The following is a 15,998-nucleotide window of genomic DNA, read 5'->3' on the forward strand; positions in this document are numbered from 1 at the left end:
TCTTATCTAATGAAATAATAGAAAAAATAGATAAGGATCTTATGAATATTTCAGCAAAATTAAAATATGCAGAAAAGGGTAATTTATATGAATTAGGAGAAAAAGCTCACATATCAGTAGTACACCAAAAAGTAGAAGAAAAATTAAAGGATGTATTAACCGAAAAGGATAAACTAATATTAGTACATGAAGGATTGATAAAAAAAGATTCACCTCGTGGCATATGGGAACTTTCTGATAAAGGATATGAATATGTAAAAAATTATTTAGAAAAAAAACGATGGATGAGAATGATTTATATTTAGAAAGCTTATTAGAGGAAATTAATAACTTTTTAAAAAATAAAGATCAAGAGGAAGAACAGACAAAACCCCATCAAGTATTCCCTAAGAAAAGGAAATTTAAGGTTAAAGAAGATAGAGAAGATTTTACAGAACTTCATCTTAAAGAGATAGGAAAATATGGATTACTCTCTCCTTTTCAAGAAAAAGAATTATTCAAAAGAGCGGAACAAGGGGATAAAAAAGCAAAAGAAAAACTAATACTGTCCAATCTCAAATTGGTACACTCTATGGCAAAAAGATATAAAGGAAGAGGCTTGGAATTTTTAGATCTATTACAGGAAGGATACATAGGGCTAATAAATGCTGTTGAAAAATTTAACTGGAGAAGAGGTTATAAATTCTCTACCTACGCAATATGGTGGATAAAACAAGCAATTACAAGGGCTATTGCAGAAAAGGGCAGAACAATTTATGTTCCTATTCATCTTCAAGAAAAGATAAATTACATTAAAAGATGCAAAAAAATACTTTTTGAAAAATTAAAAAGAGAGCCAACCATTGATGAATTATCAATTTATTCAGGTAGCAGTAGAGATTCATTAAAATCTATCCTGGACTATAATTTCATCACTATACCATATGATGTTCCATTACAAGATCTTTCAGAGGAAGAATTTGAGAGTATATATTCCTTAATAGACAAAAATGAAGATTTTACATTAACTATAGATGATATTTTACCTAATAATAACCATGCTTTTGACCTCTTCTTACAAATGGAAATAACATTTATAAAAAATATCATAAATGAATTATTAAATATTCTATCAGAAAGAGAAAGAGAGATTATATACCTAAGATTTGGCTTTAAAGATGGCATTCCAAGAACTCTTGAAGAAATAGGCAAAATATTTGGAATAACAAGGGAAAGAGTAAGACAGATAGAGGCAAAAGCTATAAGGAGAATTAAACATCGTTTGACAAGAGGAAAATATCTAAAATAGGGTAGCAAGTTTAAATTACTTGCTACCCTATAATCCTTTTTACCAAATTATCTTTACAAAGGCTGTTTTCCCTTCTTGAGTCAAATAATCTCTTAAAACATTAGAAAATCTTATTATCATTTTATCTCTGTTTTTCATTGTTAATTTTTTCAAAAATGGATAGGGTTTTAGATTTACATATACTCCTTGAAATTCTATACTCACATCTCTTTTTAGATCATTTATGAGCATTACCTCAAGAGACAAATCATTTAATTCAATTGATTGGTAGAATTTATTAAAAATATTACTGTTTAGATCTTCAAAAAGAAAATTGTTGAAGATTACATATAGATTGTTATCCTTAAAGGAAAATGATATTATTCTATCCTCTACTTCCTTACCTTTTGTAAGGGGAATTTCAATATCTGCTACATAAAAGCTTTGAAGATTATTTTCTTCATACCTTACATTTTCTACATTATCAAAATACTCTTCTAATACACTGGTAATCTCATCCTTATTTTCCTTGAAAGTATCTTTAGAGACAATTTCAAGTTTCAACACTGATTTAACCCAAATCATATCAGTTTTACTATCATTAACAAAATCATATAGGTCACTAAGATAGATTTCTGAAGAGATATCCAAGTTACAACCTGATAATGTGATAACAAGAAATATAATCAAAAAAAACATTATTAGCCTTTTCAATAAACTCACCCCCTAATTAATTTTTTATTATCCTCCTACATCACTTCTATTCTGAACATAAAGTTATATGAAACTGTTTTTGCTGAATCCTTTATGTATACAGGAATCTTTATCCCTACATTATAAATTCCCCTCTTAAATTCAGAATATATTTCTCCTTCTATAGAATAATAACTACCAAGATAGCTATCATATTCATACTCCAAAAGGTCATAAGGAATCATGTATGTTTTAACTTTCCCATAAGGGAGAATATTACTTACATAAAAAGGATTGTAACATGTATAGTAATAAACATCATCTGGAGAAAAACAAGCCAAGTAAGTGGTTTTTCCTGAAGAGTAAGTAAAGGTTGCATTATGCCAGTTAATTTGTAATTCACTGCTTACCTTATTCTCCAATTCATAATATATTTTATTTTCATAAAAAACAAAGCTTATTTTTATCAAATCATCCTCAAAATAAAGATTTTCAGACTCCACTGGATAAAGCATCTTTATTTTTGCATGTGGCAATAAACTGCACCCCTGATAAAATCCCTAAAGACAAGCCTCCTAAAACAATTAATAAAAGTATTCTTAAAAACTTTTTCATCTTGATTTACCTCCTTTCATAAAAATTTTAATTCTCTACATTAACAATTAAATTTATCTCTTCATGTAATCTTGAAAATTATTTTTCTAATGTGACCGCTATCCTAAACACAAAAGAATATATCTTTATTAGATTATTTCTATTCCCGTAATAAATTGGGATTTTCAAACTTACGTGTTTTTCTCCAGGTTCAAATTTAGAGTAAATATCTCCCTCAAGAGTATAATAAATAGAATGATCATATGTACTCCTATTTTTTCTCAACATATCAGAAGGTACAAGATATACACTCATCTTATAAAAAGGAAGAATAGTGCTTTCTGTGAAATATTTAGGCTCAGAACCTAAATAACCCCCAAAAGATGGAAAATCTTTTTCGTTAATACATATTAAAGATATTGATTTTCCAGATGGATATGTAAATAAAGCTTTGTTCCAATAAATTTTTAATTCATATACGCTCTTGTTCTCTAAAATGCAATATATCCCTTTATTAACAACCCCAAAAGAAACTTTTATTAGGTCATCCTCATAATACAAAAATTTTGACTCTATTGGATAGAGCATACTGATATTAACTTTATATGTCGGAGCATTACATCCTACAAAGAACAATAAAATAAACAATAGGAAAATTATTGTTAATACCTTTTTCATAACACATCACCTCCTGTAATTAATAATACTCAGTTAAAAGGTCAAAAACTGATCCCATAGAAAAAATGTAAAAAAAAGAATTTAACTAGGGAAATTAAAAGATTAATTTCTGCTTTTTTAAAAGTCAAAACTGTGTTTTTTATGTTAAAATAAATTTGATAAATTTTAGATTTTACAAAGCATCTTATGGATGTAAAAGGTAAAATAATTATTGGAGATTCAAGAAGAATGGAAGGAGTACTTCTCAGGACGTTAGAATTTTTGGGGAGCAAAACAAATAGAACATGAGGCTATGTTTCCTGATGAATTGCCCCGAAGACTTATTAGAATGTTCTCTTTTGTAGGAGATACAATATTAGACCCCTTTCTTGGAAGTGGTACTACAGTAAAAGTTGCCTTAGAATTAGGAAGAAATGCAATAGGTTATGAGATAAACAAACATTTCATTGAAATTATTAAGAAAAAAATTGGAATATCTGAAAATACATTAATAAAACCTTTCAATATAGAAATTATAGAGAGAGAAGAAAATATAACTATTCCTAAAAATAATTATATACCATCAATACAAGATGCCAAACCTATCTTTGATCCTAAAAAATTCAGATTTGAAGGAGATAGATTATATAAGGTTGTTCACATTATAGATGAATAAACTTTACAAGTGGATACAGGCTTTTTTGTGAAATTTTTAGGTCTAAAAATCATGGAAAAAGAAAAACATTAATATATTTAAAAAACCATCTCCTAGGAAAGAACATTATTTTAAGGTTTGACCCTAATTTTATAGAAGAAGATTATATAAATGCATATCTTATAAAATCAGGTTTAGGTGTTCCAGATATCACCATTCAACACAAGTATAAAGAAAAATTTATAAAAATTTGGAGAGCATTAGGAAAGATTATATTAATGAATTAGGAATTAAATTGTATATAAAGATAACTGAAGTTAAAAAAAATGATATGCTATCAGTAAATATTCTAAAAGAATAACAGAAAAGATTAAAAATCTCTACTTATTAGTGAATAATTATTAAAATAGTAGTATAATTGAAAATAGATGAATTTGAGATTATATAAAATTTTAAGATCCTGTTCTTAACACTTAAATCTTAAAAACTTTATATAATCTCAAAGATTAAGGAGGTAACATGTTAAAACATATATTTTTAATCTCATTTCTAATTTCCCTATTTCTCTTTTACGGTTATAGTTTCCAAAATATACAAGAAAGTGGAAAAATATATTATGTATCTCCAAAAGGAAATAACGCAAATCCAGGTACAAAAGAACAACCTTGGGCAACTCCAGGATATGCTTCTCGAAAGCTAAAAGCAGGTGATACTCTAATTATCTTAGGTGGAAGATATATTCTATCTCAATATGACGATGATATAATAATACCTCAAAATTCTGGTACTCCTGAAAAATGGATAACCATAAAAGGAGAAGAAGGTAATAGACCAGTTCTTGCAGGCAGAGACAACCTTCTCACAGCAATCGATCTCTCTGGAAAAAGTTATATTAAAATTGAAAATTTAGAAATAACAAGTGATAATGGAGAACCTTTTAGAGATGGTATTGAAGCCCTAAATGAACCAATCAGTAATATCATAATAAAAAATGTCTATATACATCATATGGATGAATTTGGAATAAACATCTCAGATGTCAACGGAATTCAGATTTTAGATTCTCAAATAAGCTATTGTGGATTTGGATGCATAGGAGGACCTGAAGGGCAACAAGGTGGTTGGCAAAATGTTCTAATAAGTAAGTGTATTCTTTCTTATAGTGGTCATTATTATCAAGGTGGAAAAGGGCCAGGCCCTTATGATAGACCAGACGGATTTGGTATTGAATCCTCCATGGGTCCTATTGAGATATCAAATACTTTAGTTGAGCATAATAAAGGAGATGGTCTTGACTCAAAGGCTGAAAATACTTATATACATCACTGTATAGTAGCTAACAACTCATGTGATGGTATAAAATTGTGGGGTAATAATAGTAAAGTAGAAAATACTCTTATATATGGAAGAGGAGATGGAAAAAAAGAAGTTACTCCATGGTCAGCTATTGTAATATCTACTGAAAAAAGTAATTCTTCATTTTTTATAATTAATGTTACTGTTGATGATGAGGTTGGTAATAATTATCTTATGCACGTTCAATATGATTACCCTGACATACCCATTAATCTAACAATGAAAAACAATATATTTAGTGCAAGGGGTCCAAATTCCCCAATCTTCTTAGGAAACTCCGTTAAATTTAAAATAGAAAACAATCTATTTTATATGCCAAAACACCCAGACAGAATTTTGGATTATTTGGACAAAACATATGGGACAAAAGAGATTGATAATATAGGAAAAGGTAATTTATACGGTGATCCATTATTTAATCAACCCGCATTTGGAAATTTAGGCGATTATCACCTAAAAGATAAAAGTCCAGCAATTGATAATGGAACTTTAGAGGATGCTCCTAAAAATGATTTAGATAATAGACCTCGTCCTATTGGTAAGGGAGTTGATATGGGTGCCTATGAAAAATGATTAAATAAAAGATAGAATTATAATAATTTTTTATCTTTTTACTTTTGTTGTTTTTAAAATTTTTTTATTATAAAATTAAAACTGTGTGTTTTATTTTAAATTTTAAGGAGGAAAAATGCCTAAAAGATATTTTGTATTCCCTATATTAATAATTCTCTTGCTAACTTTTTCTTTTAGCCAAACAAATCTTTCATATGCAAAATTGGAAGGAAACATATATCATAAAGATGATGGAAAACCTATTGAAGGGGCAATAATAAGGATATTAGGAACAGATTGCATAGGTCTTAGTGATGAAGACGGTAGATATGTAATAAAAAATATTCCAATAGTTGGAGAACAAGAAACTTTTACAATAGATGTTTATGAACCAAACTTAAAATCTATAGCTCTGAGAAGAGCAGTAATTCTTAAATCTGGAACAAATCAAATAGATTTTAGCATTTCTTTATCGGAGTTATTTAAAAAATACTTTGGTAATTTTGATCAAGAATTCCCCTTTTCTATAAAGATAACTAATGATTCATGTTATTTAATATCTGGAAAACTAACTCTCATAAATACAAATAAAAGCTATTTATATTTATTGAAGGTAGATAAGTATGGTAGAAAAGTTTGGGGAAGAACATACTCTATTGGTGAAGATCTGCTTAATGCATATGTGGATATAAATGACAATGAATATATAGTGACTGCAACAGCAATAAACAAAGATAAAGGATATGATATATATCTTTTAAAACTAGATAGTAATGGGAAAATTATATGGGAAAAGAATCATGGAAGATCTGATTGGGATGAAATAATAAAATACTTTATTATAACCAATGAGAGAGAAATAGTGGCTGTAGGATATGTAAAGGCAAGAAACAATGAAGCAATAAAGAGTGATAATTATATAGTTAAATTCAATAAAAATGGTGAAAAGATATGGGATAAAGTATATGGAGAAAAAGATGATGATTATTTTGAGAAAGTCATTCAAGCAACAAATGGGGACTACATTGTTGTAGGTACAACAACACCTTCAGCAAAACCATCTTTCGCCACTTATTATAGAATAGACAAAAATGGTAATTTAATATGGAATAGAGAGATTAAAAGTGAGGGACCCGTATATGGAAAGGCTATAACTCCAGGGCCACAAGGTTATGTGATAGTTGGCAATGAGTATAAAAATTTGCAACAAGGAATTTTCTTAGTCTATATCAACGATAAAGGAGATATATTAATTAGGAAAAATTATGCCCAAAAGGGAAGAAATACTTACGTTACTTCTATAGCCAAAAATTCTAAGAACTATATATTGGCAGGATATGTAAACGAAGATAAAGTTAATAATTCCTATATCCTCAAGTTAGATTTAAATTGGAATTTTGTTGGAGAAATTGTGGAAAGAAAAGATTTTAGCAATTTTATAACTGATGTTATAAGTGAAAAAGACCTTTACTTTATATTTTTAGGATATATACTCCAAGACCAAAATATGGATATTTATCTATATAAGATTTCTTTATAATTATAAAATACTTTTAAGCCAAGATTTAAAATTATATAAGTCTCTTTTTATAAGATCCCAGTTCCTGAGGAGATTATCTTTTAAAAGATTAATCTTCTCAGGAACAATCTCATAAGTATATGCATGTCTAAATATATGTCTAAAACCTCTAAGCTCATCAAGGACAGCATAGCTTTCTTTTGATAATATTTTTGGTCTAATCCCATATATCTCAACAGTCATTCTCTTTAAAAGCTCTTTATGATAATAATCTAAATTTTCTATTTCATTTTCAAAGGTTTTGGCTATTTCTCTAAATAAATCTTCAAAAGCATTATAGAGATTGTGGAGATTATATGCTAAATAAACAGTCTTTTCCTTATTTTATCTATCTCTTCTTCTTGAGACTCAATATATCCTAAGAGTAAACTAATTTTTTCTTTCTTCATTTTATCCTTAACCCACGATTATAAATTTTTTCTTTAAACTTACAATATTCAAGCTCCAAAAGATCAATATTTCTTCCTACAATATCCTCCAAATCTGAAAAAATCCTAAAATAATTCTCTTTTAAGCCTTCCACTGCTATATCCACATCCGATGAATCATAAAAATAATATTCCTCAAGTATGGAGCCAAATATATAAACCTTTTCTACCTTTTTATCCTTAAAATATTCTTTGAGTTTCGGCACTATTTCTTCTAATAGCTTTTTCCTTTTAAGCTCCTTTTCCTCTTTTTCTCTTAAAATTTTTTCTTCCCAAATAGATATATCAAACATAGTTTAGTATAACACAAAAAAGGGGGAGACAAATTATATCTCCCCCCTTTTTAAATACTAATTATTAAATTCAAGAGCCACACCATAAATCTTTAATTCATCATAGGTACCCATTAAAGAACGTGCTCCATAGGGCCAATAATCTCCAAACGGATTATGTCCTATAAAGAATAGCTGTCTATTATTCAGTGGTGTATTATAGCTTGCCTCAGCTATTAGCTCATTATCAAGATAGAGCCTTATTTTTCCTTGAGTTTGACTCCATGTAAAGGCAATTTTATAAAATCTGTCTGAAGAAAGAGTATAATTATAACCTGTGGATGCATAGGACCAACGATAACTATACGTTCCTGACTCAAAATTATTATGATTCTCCCCGTCACACCAAGCAGAAATGAAAAATGCACCAGAAAATGCAGGTAACCAGCCTACTGTATCAATTAAGAAACCCCCTTTATAGGACTCTAAACTTTGATAATACTCATACATATTACTGTCTGGTTTGAAGTAAAACACTATAGTTCCTTCCGTTGGATTAATGTAGGAAGTACTATAACATATATAACTATTTAGATCATCAAGATGTACTCCATCACCAATTGCTCCTTGAGTAAAGGTAATACCTCTTACAGATGATATGGTCTCACCATAAAATGAACTTGTATACTCAGATTCATTATTTGTCTTATTATCCTCAAAACTATCTTTAAAGACAGGAGTTACGGGCATTACCGTTATAAAACGCCAAACTGGACCTTCTGTTACTCCTCCTTTCCCATCTTTTGCCACTACTTTCCAATAGTAAATAGTGTCAAAAGCTAAATCCGTTATCTCATAACTTTTAGAATCATGATTTTCTTTCAAAATAGAGAGATTTTCAATATTTGTACCAAAGTATATGTCAAATACTAAAGGATCACCATCAGGATCTGTACAATCCCAACTTAAGATTACATTAACATTTACATCAGTTGCATTATTTTGTGGATTTGGATTGGAAGGAGTAAGAGGTGGTTGATTTGTAACTGAAGGCTTTGTTACACAACCACTTGCCATAAAGAGGAGGATAAAAATAACCCCAAGGAGTCTTAATATAGAGTTTTTCATTAGGATCACCTCTTTTTCAAATAAATTAGAGATTAAAAAGTTATAGTTTTTTAGGGAGACCAACTATAATTTTTTAATCTCTAATTATATTTTATCTTTAATACATTAATTAGCAAAGTGATATAGATCACATTTTTTAACCCTTTTTGAGATAATTTTTAAAAGATACACATTAAAAAATATAATACTTCTTATTATTACTTTAGTTCTTTCTATTATTATCTCCTTCACAAACATATATCTCATTAGCCTTGAAAAGAATGTTGCAAACGCTATTTTGCTGAAAAATAAAGACTCTTTATAAAGATATTTACAATGATTTTGTCAATTAAGATAGGTAAGAAGTTAATAAATATGAATATTAGTTATATAGAGAAAAATACTAATAGTGACTATATATCAAGACTTTCAAATGACCTCTCCCTTATTCAAGGCTTTTTAAGTAACTCCTCAAATGACCTCTTATATCATCCTATTACTTTTATTCTCGGTATTATTCTTGCTATATCTATCTATATCTATAAATTGGAAATTGACTTTATTTTGTTTTGCCATAATTCCTCTATCTATAATCCTTGCCTTAATTATAAGTAAACCAGTAGAGAAATATAAAAAAAGACAACAAGAAGCTCTTAGCAATGTAAACTCTGTTGCTCAATATTCTATTTCTAGCATAATCTTGGTTAAAGCTTTTAATTTAGAAAAGGAACTTTTTAATAGATACGAAAAGGAACTGATAAAATCTTTTAAATCAGGACTTAATTCAGTCAGATTTGAAATCCTTTTAGAACCAATTAAAATAATGATACAGATTATACTTTTAGTACTTATGTTCTTTTATGGGGGAAATTTAGTCCTTAAAGGAGAATTAACCCTTGGAGGAATTATTGCCTTTATAGAGCTTATGAATGTATTTATAGCTCCTATGAATGTGCTTCCAAATGAAATAAATTCCTATAGGAAGGCAAAATCTTCTTTAGAAAGAATAGAGGAATTATTAAATCAAGAAGATGAAAAAGGTGGAGATGTAAAAGAAGAAAAAGTAAGTAATTAAGATATAGAATTTGAAGATGTATATTTTTCATATGATGAGAAAGAAATATTAAAAGGTATAAGTTTTAAAGTAAAAAGAAGAGAAAAGGTAGCTATTGTAGGAGAAAGTGGTATTGGCAAATCAACCATTATTAAACTTATACTTGGTCTTTACAAATCTCAAAAAGGGAAAACAAAAATTTTTGGGGGTGGATATAAAGGATTGGGATCTATCAGCTTTAAGAGAAAAAATTTCTGTTGCTAATCAAAATACGCACCTATTTCTTGAAAGTATTAAGGAAAATATTAGATATGGTAATTATAATGCAAAGGATGAAGATATCATTTCTGCTACCAAAAAGAGTCTTGCCTATGACTTTATTATAGAGAATATAGGTTTTGAGAGAGATTGGAGAAAGAAGAAGTTTAATATCGGAAGGAGAAAGGCAAAAAATTGCTATAGCATGAGCTCTATTTAAAAAAGATGCAAGACTTTTTATTCTTGATGAAGCCACATCAGTCTTAGACACAAAAACAGAACATACCCTACAAAATATATTAAAAGAGGAGTTAAAAGATAAAACTGTTTTAATCATTACTCACCGACTTTCATCCATAAAAATAGCAGAAAGAATAATAGTCCTTGCTGATGGAAGAATTGTAGAAGAAGGTACCCATGAAGAGCTCATATCTCTTAATGGTAAATATAAACACCTTTGGGAAAAAGGCTTTAAAGATAGCAATATAAAAAATATCTTAGATTTAAAAATCTAAATTTAAATTATGCACTCTATCTTTTCATATTCTCCATCTCTTATATAAAGAGAGTATGGGTACTCAAGTACTTCTTTACCTATCTCTTCTTTTTCTCCATTTCTTTTATACAATATATATTTCTTTACTTTTATATCCTTACCCAACAAGTCTTTTCTTTCTTGATTTATAAAATATATGAGAGTATTAAAAAACCTTATCACAAAAGTATTTTTGGGTACAAATATCTTCTCCTCTTTTCCATTTCCAAAATATGTTACCTCTTCATCTTTTGTTATAAATAAAAAGTTAGGAATTGAGGGCTCTGGCTTAAAACAAAGTCTATTATTTCCATCAAGATAAAAGGGATTTCTTCCTAAGGTCATAAGAATAAGCATGTTATAAAATTCCGCTGTACTTCCAGAAAGTCTCGCTGAAAAACCTGCACCATGCAAATTTTCATCAGGATTTGCACTACTCACAATAAAAGAGACATTTTCAAATATACTCCTTTTATATACTTCAGGTCTCATAAATGGTACAAGACAATTTTTCATATTCTCGTGGTATGTATCAAATTCTTTTGATCTTAAAATCTCTAAAAGATATTTGTATTCAAGATGGAGAAAAACACTCTCATTTTCAAGCCATCCAGGTAGAAAAGCCTTTATTCTTCCAATTTCCAATGGGGCGTCTTTCAATGATTCATTTACTTTATACATCTTCAATTTCTTATCATAGAGATCACTTTCTTTTATTCTCTTAATTATTTCTTTCTTTTTATCAGGGTCTTTCTCTACTTTTAGATAATGTACCTGCCCTTCAAGAAAGAGAGGTAAATCTTTTCTCTCAAATCTTTTAGACTTTATTATCTTTTTTCCCTCTTTTTCTAATATTTCATAATCCACCAGATAATAATAGAAATAAGTATGGTATAAACCTTTATATTTAATAAATGCCTTTTCCAATCCTCTATCTATCTTTTCTAAAAAGACCTTTATTCTGTCAACCACATTAGATAGCTTTACTGTTATCTCATCTCCACTTATTCCCAATCTTGTTCTCTCTCTATAAAACTCTCTTAATTTTGAGCTTTCATCCCAGAACTTAAAATTAGAAATTTCTCCTATAAGATTTTTCTTTGTAATTTCAAAAAGACCATTAATCAAATCCATTACTTCAATTGGAATTTTTATCTCTCTATCTGATAGATGATATTTATCAATCCATTCAAACATTAAAAGAATTAACCTTTTAAGTTCAAAGGTCTCATTTACAGATGATCCAAAAAGCCCAGGAAGGCCATTTAAAGCATCATTCAAACCTGGTTTTCCAGCTTCCATCTCTATTCCCACATTGTCAGGATCAAGAGATGAATATTTCACCACTGCAAGGGTAATCAATTTAGAGATCAAGTTAGTATAATATATATCCCCTTTACCATATTTTGTCCTTACTTTATTGGGTTCTATCTCCCTGGATTTTATGAGTTTTTCTTTTTCTTCATCCCTTTTTAGTGATCTATACTGTCTTACACCTTTATCTGTTAAAACATATCTCTCCTCTCTTGGTAAAACAATTTCTGAGTTATCATAATATGTAAAGATATTTAAATCTAAAAGTAGATTAGCAATTTTATCTGGAAAAACTAATTCGTAACTTTCTATAAGATCTAAATTGTAGAACCAATGATCAACCCAATATCCTTCCCCATGCTCTGCATCTTCTATCTTTCTAGAATTTGTAAGAAGGAAAGATATAAACTCTATTAAATCCCCCTTTTTCAATCTATAGTTGTATTTTTCAAGAATTCTTATTACATCATAAGGAATAAATGGCTTTTTAAAAATTTCATAAAGCTCTTTTTCTATCTCTTTATCAAGCCAGTCTTTTAATTGATCTAATTTTTCCTCAGATAACAAATATTTAATTCCTTTAATCACAAGAGGATTATATCCGTCAAGTTGAATAAGATTTACAAAATACCATATATTAAAATAGTCTACACTTGGATTGAAATATATATCATTTCTTCTATTTTGATTTATATCTCTATAATTGGCATTACCCTGAGAAAAATAGTTAGCTTCAAGTCTAAAAAAGTTATAATCTCTCTCCAAATCTCCATGTTTTCTCGAGAAAAGATAAATAATATCTTTATTCCTACCATACTCCAAAGTAACGGGAAGACCACCTCTTAATATATTGTCAAGAAAACTTTGTCTTGCATAAGAATTAAATTCTTTTGATGAACTATAAACAAAAGAATTATCAATAATACTTCTTATAAGTACCTCATTCTCTATCGCCTTTCTCTTAATAAATTCTCTCTTAGCATATCTATTAATAACAGAATTAAGCCTTTCTTTAGAATCAGCTCTTCCCATAATAGATATAATCATCTTTTCCTCATGAGGTAAAAGGGAAATTTGAGAATAAGAAAAAGCGGATGGGGTCCTATTCCAATAAAATACAGAGTCTACTTTAAAATCCTTTTTTGCAAAATTAAATGGATAAGAAAAATCATCAGCTGGATAAAATATCAAGGTAGGATCTACAATTACAGGAAGAAGCTTATTATCTTCTTCAAAAGAAAAATAAAAATGTCCATCTTTTATAACCTTAACTTCAGTTACATCTTGGAAGGTTGTATATAACCTATAAAAAGGTGCATTATTTTCTAAATTATCAACTCTATACCATGCTTCTATTGTTCTGGACATATTTTTCATAACTTCATTTGTTAGTCCATAAGGTAAAAATTGAGGTATTCCATCAATAATCTCTATATCTACCTTTTTATCCCCAAAATTCTTAATAGTTAATACTCTTATTAAAGCTCCTATAGGCTCATCGGGAAGAGTGAAATAATTTACTTTACATGCAATATGAATGGTCTTATTTATTTCATATATGGTAAGATCATAGGGGGTTATACTCATGTAGCTCTCTCTTTCATATTTTTGATTTTCAGAGGATTCTCTAAAAGGCTCATAAATATCATTATTCATTTTAATAAAAGTTCTAAATCCATATATTGGTGTCAATCTATATGCTTTATCAGCAGGATGAAATTCAAGAATAGCACCATCTTTACTTTCAAACTCAAAACTTGCAATACACTGTCCCCTATTCACATAAAAACACCACATAGGAATGCCCATAATTCCCGATATACCCAGAAGAAAACCGGAAAAGGATATGCAAAGTTATAATTGTAGATATTAAAGGTTAAATCTCTATCTTTATCCACTCCATATTTAACTTTATTATTCATAATGCCCTCCCCAAAATATAATTTGTTTCAAACTAAAACTTATTATATAATGTATCTATTTAATGATCAATAAAAATTCTCCATAATAGAAACAAATATTCGAGTTACCCAAATTTCATCTATTGTTTTAAAAGCTGAATTTATAAATGTAGCAGAATAAGCCATTTCCGAAACTTTTACTTGTTTTTTCAAAAGTAGCTCAACCCATGATTGGTGTAATTTAAGAGGAAGTACTTCCTTTACCTTTTGCAAATATATCAAAACTCAAAAGAAAAATTAAAATTATTAAAAGAACAATAATGATTTTCTTCATTATATAATAAACATTAAATAGATTATAAACAATGGAGGATCTTTTATGAGAAAAAGAATAACAGTCATAGGAAGCTACAATACTGATCTTGTTTCCAAAGCCCCTCATCTTCCAAGACCAGGTGAGACAGTTTTAGGAGGTCCTTTTATAATGGGACCTGGCGGAAAAGGATCAAACCAAGCAATATGTTCTGCAAGATTAGGAGCAGAAGTATACTTTATAGGATGCGTAGGTAATGATAACTTTGGAGAAATGGCAAAAGATTTCTTATTAAAAGAGAACGTAAAAATAGACTATCTAAAGGTAACAGATAAGACCCACACTGGTATAGCACTAATTTTAGTAGATGATAAGACAGGAGAAAATATGATTGTGGTAGCTCCTGGGGCAAACATGGGGGTTACTATTGAGCAAATAAAAGAAGTAAAAGATATTATTATGAATTCAGATGTAATCCTGTTACAATTAGAAATCCCTATAGAAACAGTATCCTATGTATTAGATTTAGTGTTCAGAAAAGATAAGCCATTATCAATATTGAATCCTGCTCCTGCAAGAAATTTAGATAAAAATATCATAGAGAAAGCTGATATTGTAACTCCTAATAGAAATGAATTAGAGATTATAACAGGAATAAAAATAGAAACCTTAGAAGATGTGGAGAAAGCATCAAGAGAATTAATTTCTTACGGAGTAAAAGGAGTAATTGTTACCCTTGGAAAAGATGGTGCTTTTGTAGTAACAAATAGAGAATGTAAACATATACCATCCTTCAAAATGGAAGTTGTAGATACAACAGGTGCTGGTGATGCTTTTAATGGAGGACTTGCGGTAGCTCTTTCAGAAGGAAAAGATTTAATTTCTTCTGTGATTTTTGCCAGTGTAGTTGCTGGATTAAGTGTAACAAAAATAGGTGCTGCTTCTTCTATGCCTTATAGGGAAGAGGTAGAAAGATTTTTAAAAGAATATTCCAATTGATTTGAAGGAAATTGAAACATGCAAAAATTTTATTTATCTTATTATGAGAGATTAAAAGTAGAGGTGTTACAAAGCACTGATGAAGGAAGAGATTTATCTTTCTTAAAGGAAGAAATTGAAAATATATCAAAAATAAAAGATTGGGAAAAAAGAGAAAAGAAAACCAAGAAGCTTTTAGACAAGATTCAAGCTATTCCAATAAGAAAGGATTACACATATAATGAACCCTCAAAATTGGAAGAAATATTTAAAGAGGCTAGTAAAGACGGGGAAAATTATAGAGTAAAAATAATTCCTGATAATAAACTTTTAGACAAAATTTATGGAGCTTACTTAGGAAGAATGGCAGGATGCCTATTAGGAAAACCTATAGAAGGATGGCCTCGTGAATAAAATATGGAATTTTTTAAAAAGATACCAATAATTTTCCAATAAAAAAGTATCTCTCTTCGGATGTTGATAAA

The 15,998-nt window shown here is 28.9% G+C and carries 20 protein-coding genes; 10 read left to right on the forward strand and 10 right to left on the reverse strand.

The features are described 5' to 3' along the window. Nucleotides 1-41: 41 nt before the first annotated feature. Together ACY3JO_RS00410 and ACY3JO_RS00415 are read left to right on the forward strand one after the other, a co-directional pair. Nucleotides 42-305 carry a hypothetical protein gene (locus tag ACY3JO_RS00410; RefSeq protein ID WP_463084852.1) on the forward strand — a complete coding sequence of 88 codons (264 nt, stop codon included), beginning with the start codon at nucleotides 42-44 and terminating at the stop codon, nucleotides 303-305. Then, complete coding sequence (locus tag ACY3JO_RS00415) at nucleotides 281-1,288, forward strand: sigma-70 family RNA polymerase sigma factor (protein ID WP_463084853.1); 1,008 nt, start codon at nucleotides 281-283, stop codon at nucleotides 1,286-1,288. Before ACY3JO_RS00410 ends, ACY3JO_RS00415 begins: the two co-directional genes overlap by 25 nt. 39 nt (nucleotides 1,289-1,327) lie before the next feature. On the opposite strand, the gene ACY3JO_RS00420 is transcribed toward ACY3JO_RS00415, so the two are convergent. The 4 genes from ACY3JO_RS00420 to ACY3JO_RS00435 all read right to left on the reverse strand — a co-directional run bounded on the left by ACY3JO_RS00420 (nucleotide 1,328) and on the right by ACY3JO_RS00435 (nucleotide 3,232). Beyond that, nucleotides 1,328-1,981, reverse strand: coding sequence for a DUF7424 family protein (locus ACY3JO_RS00420; RefSeq protein ID WP_463084854.1), 654 nt, complete (start codon nucleotides 1,979-1,981; stop codon nucleotides 1,328-1,330). A 35-nt stretch (nucleotides 1,982-2,016) separates the two neighbouring features. Further along, nucleotides 2,017-2,496 carry a hypothetical protein gene (locus ACY3JO_RS00425; protein WP_463084855.1) on the reverse strand — a complete coding sequence of 160 codons (480 nt, stop codon included), beginning with the start codon at nucleotides 2,494-2,496 and terminating at the stop codon, nucleotides 2,017-2,019. Beyond that, a complete protein-coding gene (locus tag ACY3JO_RS00430) occupies nucleotides 2,453-2,575 on the reverse strand; it encodes a hypothetical protein (RefSeq protein ID WP_463084856.1) in 123 nt (40 codons plus the stop codon). Before ACY3JO_RS00430 ends, ACY3JO_RS00425 begins: the two co-directional genes overlap by 44 nt. A gap of 78 nt (nucleotides 2,576-2,653) precedes the next feature. Next, entirely contained in the window at nucleotides 2,654-3,232 is a 579-nt protein-coding gene (locus ACY3JO_RS00435; RefSeq protein ID WP_463084857.1) for a hypothetical protein, read from the reverse strand. A gap of 292 nt (nucleotides 3,233-3,524) precedes the next feature. Here ACY3JO_RS00435 and ACY3JO_RS00440 point away from each other — a divergent pair, with 292 nt between their 5' ends. The 3 genes from ACY3JO_RS00440 (at nucleotide 3,525) to ACY3JO_RS00450 (ending at nucleotide 7,314) form a co-directional block, all read left to right on the forward strand. Continuing rightward, nucleotides 3,525-3,887: a DNA methyltransferase gene (locus ACY3JO_RS00440; protein WP_463084858.1), complete on the forward strand. Its 363-nt coding sequence runs from the start codon at nucleotides 3,525-3,527 to the stop codon at nucleotides 3,885-3,887. A gap of 498 nt (nucleotides 3,888-4,385) precedes the next feature. Beyond that, complete coding sequence (locus ACY3JO_RS00445) at nucleotides 4,386-5,795, forward strand: right-handed parallel beta-helix repeat-containing protein (protein ID WP_463084859.1); 1,410 nt, start codon at nucleotides 4,386-4,388, stop codon at nucleotides 5,793-5,795. 115 nt (nucleotides 5,796-5,910) lie between these two features. Beyond that, nucleotides 5,911-7,314 (forward strand): peptidase associated/transthyretin-like domain-containing protein, encoded by a 1,404-nt coding sequence (locus tag ACY3JO_RS00450; protein ID WP_463084860.1) that lies wholly within the window; start codon nucleotides 5,911-5,913, stop codon nucleotides 7,312-7,314. Here ACY3JO_RS00450 and ACY3JO_RS00455 read toward each other — a convergent pair whose 3' ends face one another. The 3 genes from ACY3JO_RS00455 to ACY3JO_RS00465 all read right to left on the reverse strand — a co-directional run bounded on the left by ACY3JO_RS00455 (nucleotide 7,315) and on the right by ACY3JO_RS00465 (nucleotide 9,181). Beyond that, nucleotides 7,315-7,602, reverse strand: a complete 288-nt coding sequence (locus ACY3JO_RS00455) for a ribonuclease toxin HepT-like protein (protein ID WP_463085677.1) — start codon at nucleotides 7,600-7,602, stop codon at nucleotides 7,315-7,317. A gap of 136 nt (nucleotides 7,603-7,738) precedes the next feature. Beyond that, the gene (locus ACY3JO_RS00460) at nucleotides 7,739-8,074 is read right to left on the reverse strand and encodes a nucleotidyltransferase family protein (RefSeq protein WP_463084861.1); all 336 of its coding nucleotides are present in this window, start codon (nucleotides 8,072-8,074) and stop codon (nucleotides 7,739-7,741) included. Nucleotides 8,075-8,131: 57 nt separating this feature from the next. Next, complete coding sequence (locus tag ACY3JO_RS00465; RefSeq protein WP_463084862.1) at nucleotides 8,132-9,181, reverse strand: LamG-like jellyroll fold domain-containing protein; 1,050 nt, start codon at nucleotides 9,179-9,181, stop codon at nucleotides 8,132-8,134. Between the two features lie 354 nt (nucleotides 9,182-9,535). Between ACY3JO_RS00465 and ACY3JO_RS00470 the strand changes: the two genes are divergently transcribed. From ACY3JO_RS00470 to ACY3JO_RS00480, 3 genes are all read left to right on the forward strand, one after another. Continuing rightward, the gene (locus ACY3JO_RS00470; protein WP_463084863.1) at nucleotides 9,536-9,775 is read left to right on the forward strand and encodes a hypothetical protein; all 240 of its coding nucleotides are present in this window, start codon (nucleotides 9,536-9,538) and stop codon (nucleotides 9,773-9,775) included. Further along, on the forward strand, nucleotides 9,681-10,235 hold the full coding sequence (locus tag ACY3JO_RS00475; protein ID WP_463084864.1) for an ABC transporter transmembrane domain-containing protein: 555 nt from the start codon (nucleotides 9,681-9,683) through the stop codon (nucleotides 10,233-10,235). Before ACY3JO_RS00470 ends, ACY3JO_RS00475 begins: the two co-directional genes overlap by 95 nt. A 93-nt stretch (nucleotides 10,236-10,328) precedes the next feature. Further along, on the forward strand, nucleotides 10,329-10,478 hold the full coding sequence (locus tag ACY3JO_RS00480; protein WP_463085678.1) for an ATP-binding cassette domain-containing protein: 150 nt from the start codon (nucleotides 10,329-10,331) through the stop codon (nucleotides 10,476-10,478). A gap of 511 nt (nucleotides 10,479-10,989) precedes the next feature. Here ACY3JO_RS00480 and ACY3JO_RS00485 read toward each other — a convergent pair. The 3 genes from ACY3JO_RS00485 to ACY3JO_RS00495 form a co-directional block, all read right to left on the reverse strand. Continuing rightward, complete coding sequence (locus ACY3JO_RS00485; protein WP_463084865.1) at nucleotides 10,990-14,118, reverse strand: hypothetical protein; 3,129 nt, start codon at nucleotides 14,116-14,118, stop codon at nucleotides 10,990-10,992. After that, nucleotides 14,100-14,243 (reverse strand): hypothetical protein, encoded by a 144-nt coding sequence (locus tag ACY3JO_RS00490; RefSeq protein WP_463084866.1) that lies wholly within the window; start codon nucleotides 14,241-14,243, stop codon nucleotides 14,100-14,102. The genes ACY3JO_RS00485 and ACY3JO_RS00490 overlap by 19 nt, the downstream gene beginning before the upstream one ends. 66 nt (nucleotides 14,244-14,309) lie before the next feature. After that, nucleotides 14,310-14,495, reverse strand: coding sequence for a hypothetical protein (locus ACY3JO_RS00495; protein ID WP_463084867.1), 186 nt, complete (start codon nucleotides 14,493-14,495; stop codon nucleotides 14,310-14,312). A gap of 106 nt (nucleotides 14,496-14,601) precedes the next feature. Between ACY3JO_RS00495 and rbsK the strand changes: the two genes are divergently transcribed. Together rbsK and ACY3JO_RS00505 are read left to right on the forward strand one after the other, a co-directional pair. Beyond that, entirely contained in the window at nucleotides 14,602-15,534 is a 933-nt protein-coding gene (gene rbsK / locus ACY3JO_RS00500; protein WP_463084868.1) for a ribokinase, read from the forward strand. Between the two features lie 18 nt (nucleotides 15,535-15,552). After that, entirely contained in the window at nucleotides 15,553-15,927 is a 375-nt protein-coding gene (locus tag ACY3JO_RS00505; RefSeq protein WP_463084869.1) for a hypothetical protein, read from the forward strand. The last annotated feature ends 71 nt before the right edge of the window (nucleotides 15,928-15,998 follow it).

This window comes from Dictyoglomus sp. LHC4, assembly GCF_055181355.1.

Bases quoted from the DNA above. Each gene is read 5' to 3' on its own strand.
- ACY3JO_RS00410 (WP_463084852.1), top strand. From the start codon at position 42: ATGAATATTTCAGCAAAATTAAAATATGCAGAAAAGGGTAATTTATAT.
- ACY3JO_RS00415 (WP_463084853.1), top strand. From the start codon at position 281: ATGGATGAGAATGATTTATATTTAGAAAGCTTATTAGAGGAAATTAAT.
- ACY3JO_RS00430 (WP_463084856.1), bottom strand. From the start codon at position 2,575: ATGAAAAAGTTTTTAAGAATACTTTTATTAATTGTTTTAGGAGGCTTG.
- ACY3JO_RS00435 (WP_463084857.1), bottom strand. From the start codon at position 3,232: ATGAAAAAGGTATTAACAATAATTTTCCTATTGTTTATTTTATTGTTC.
- ACY3JO_RS00440 (WP_463084858.1), top strand. From the start codon at position 3,525: ATGTTTCCTGATGAATTGCCCCGAAGACTTATTAGAATGTTCTCTTTT.
- ACY3JO_RS00445 (WP_463084859.1), top strand. From the start codon at position 4,386: ATGTTAAAACATATATTTTTAATCTCATTTCTAATTTCCCTATTTCTC.
- ACY3JO_RS00450 (WP_463084860.1), top strand. From the start codon at position 5,911: ATGCCTAAAAGATATTTTGTATTCCCTATATTAATAATTCTCTTGCTA.
- ACY3JO_RS00460 (WP_463084861.1), bottom strand. From the start codon at position 8,074: ATGTTTGATATATCTATTTGGGAAGAAAAAATTTTAAGAGAAAAAGAG.
- ACY3JO_RS00465 (WP_463084862.1), bottom strand. From the start codon at position 9,181: ATGAAAAACTCTATATTAAGACTCCTTGGGGTTATTTTTATCCTCCTC.
- ACY3JO_RS00470 (WP_463084863.1), top strand. From the start codon at position 9,536: ATGAATATTAGTTATATAGAGAAAAATACTAATAGTGACTATATATCA.
- ACY3JO_RS00485 (WP_463084865.1), bottom strand. From the start codon at position 14,118: ATGTGGTGTTTTTATGTGAATAGGGGACAGTGTATTGCAAGTTTTGAG.
- ACY3JO_RS00490 (WP_463084866.1), bottom strand. From the start codon at position 14,243: ATGAATAATAAAGTTAAATATGGAGTGGATAAAGATAGAGATTTAACC.
- rbsK (WP_463084868.1), top strand. From the start codon at position 14,602: ATGAGAAAAAGAATAACAGTCATAGGAAGCTACAATACTGATCTTGTT.
- ACY3JO_RS00505 (WP_463084869.1), top strand. From the start codon at position 15,553: ATGCAAAAATTTTATTTATCTTATTATGAGAGATTAAAAGTAGAGGTG.